This is a genomic window from Okeania sp. (assembly GCF_983059655.1).
In genome coordinates, this window is record NZ_CEZPJD010001009.1 from 1 (window position 1) to 2,448 (window position 2,448).

Annotated in this window: 2 protein-coding genes; both read right to left on the reverse strand. The window is 41.3% G+C overall.

The features are described from left to right. The coding region (locus AC3DU7_RS31170; protein WP_488043110.1) for a HAMP domain-containing protein at nt 1-1,462 on the reverse strand (1,462 nt) is incomplete at its 3' end. Nucleotides 1,463-1,857: 395 nt separating this feature from the next. Then, nucleotides 1,858-2,448: substrate-binding domain-containing protein (locus AC3DU7_RS31175; RefSeq protein WP_488043111.1), on the reverse strand; the 591-nt coding region annotated here is incomplete at its 5' end.

The window sequence follows — 2,448 nt, forward strand, 5'->3', positions numbered from 1 at the left end:
TTTCAGGAACTCCCATATCTGCCAGGAGGTCTGCAAGATATCGAGAGTTTTGAATTTCATGTTCTCGAAGTTGAGTGGCTATTCTACGCTTAAGGGCGCGAGTTTCTTGAGAGACGATAGAAGATTTGTTTTGGAGTGCCCAAGCGATCAGCTCAAACAGATTGTCTTGTTCTGAGCGAGTGAGAAATTGATTTAAATAGGGGAGTTGTTCGAGGAATTCTTTCAAAGCTTTATCGGTGTTATTGGCTGAGGCTTGAATTGCGCCGAGGGGATTATTGATTTCATGGGCAATTCCAGCGATTAGTTGTCCTAGAGCAGCCATTTTTTCTTGTTGAATTAATTGATCTTGAGTGTAATGTAATTCTTCAAGGGTATTACTGAGTTGCTGCATTTGTTGATGCAGTTGGCGATCGTGGGCATCAAGCTGCTTTGCCATTTTATTGAATTCCTCAGCTAACTCCCCAACTTCATCTTTTGTATCAACTGGAATCAGAGTCGTTAAGTTTCCATGAGCTAATTGTTTGGTTGCTTGAGTTAGGTTGTGAATGCGACGGCTCAACCTTTGCGTTACACCTAATCCTGTAATGATGACTCCAGCAAACAGAAAACCTCCTAGTAAACCAAAACACCCAACAATCAACCACAACTGTTGCTGTGCTTTCTCTGTTTCTGCGATAGATTTAAGTACAGCAATTTTGAGTGTCCCCTGATCGAGACTAGGAAGTTCAACTACTTTACTCAGATAAGTTTTGTCTGCTATTTCTATTCGACTAGGTGGGGTATTGGGTGGGGGGAATTGCCATAGTTGATAGTTATCTAGAGAGAGGGTAGAGGCAGTTACTTGATCGCCTCGGTAGGCAATCAGAATCATGGATGTTAACCCACGAATTTGCTGGAGGAGAACATCGTCAATGGCAACCGCCGTAATTAAGGTGCCGAGAATTTTTTCGGAGGATTTAATTGAGATGAAACTAGCTAGGGTAGGTGGAGCTGAATTTTCTGCTAGAAGAATGCCGGATATTTCCACCCCGGTTTTACTTATAGAGGTGATCGTGGCATCTTGAAATTTAACTTCATCTAAGGATCGCTGGTGGGAAGAAATTAGGAACTGATTATTTGTATCAACTATTCTAATCAAATCCAATTCTAAAGCTGATTGGATCGGTAATATTGTGCGAAGTAATAAGGCACGATCGCCTGCAGCCACTGCTTGAATTACACTATTTTCTTGACTTATCCAGCGGGTCTTCAAACTAATTAATCTTTGCTTTTGCTGCAAATCTTGTTGGAGTAAGATAGTTAGGTCTTCTATCTCCTGGCGCATAGTCCGCTCTAAGCTATTTTTAGAATAATAACCAAATGCTAATGTTCCAGCTGTCCATAGAGTAAGGAAGACAATTAAGATAGGAGACAATAGCTTGATCGAAACAGGTAGCTTTCCATAATTGTTACAGATTCTCATTTTCTTTCCGATTCTTTTGCTTGAATGATAGGAGTTTCGACTTAGTTAACAATTTGCGATACGGAGCGCGACATAATACGCTAGTTCTCACACGCAAGTAGTAACAAGGGTGAAATTTGTATCTTCTGCACTAATCGCTGCTTAAACATTTCTGGCAGTCTATCTATAATAGACATAGACCTCTCCAGAAATCCCACTCCCTACTAGGAACGGCGCAGCAAGGGTTTGAGGATTTTTTTCTGATGTTGATTGACAAAGACTTAAATGTAAGTATAAAGTGTAAAAATGCGGTTAGCTTGACCGTCAATGCCTGTGGATGAGTAACCGCCGACGGCCTCACAAGAAGCAGGAAGTAAACATCAATTTGTCACGTTATGTGACGCTTTGTATCAGTTTTATAAAGCAGCAAAGCCAGATTTTTCTAAAGCACTGGTCCCTGGTTGACTGAAAATATAATTCACAAATGCTTGAGTAGCTTCTGAAACATCTTTACTCCAGACAATTCCTATGGTACGTGCCATTGGATATTTACCTGTATTCAAGTTTTCTGGTGTGGGTGCAATTCCATTTAGCTGGAGACGATTTACAGGTAAGTTGTGAGAAATGGCGTAAGCTAAGGAAAATGCACCTATGCTGTTAGGGGTGCTTTCCAGGGTTTCGATTAGTTCGCCTTCTTTGCGAAGTACAATGGCGTTTGGGGAACTTGGCAAATTTTGACCGAGATAATGTTCTCGTAGAAGCCGTTTAGCAGATTCATCTTCTGGGCGATCGAGTAACAGTATCTCACTATCAGGTCCTCCCAATTGCTTCCAATTGGTAAAACTACCACTGTAAATAGCTTTTAGCTGTTCGGTAGTGAGGTCTGTTACTCCTGTTACGCTAGGGTGTATGGCCACTACTAGAGCATCTTTAGCTGCTTTACGGAAGTTTAAGTCATCATCGTTTTCTTCGGGTTTTATCTCTCTGGAAATGCTTCCCATATCGAT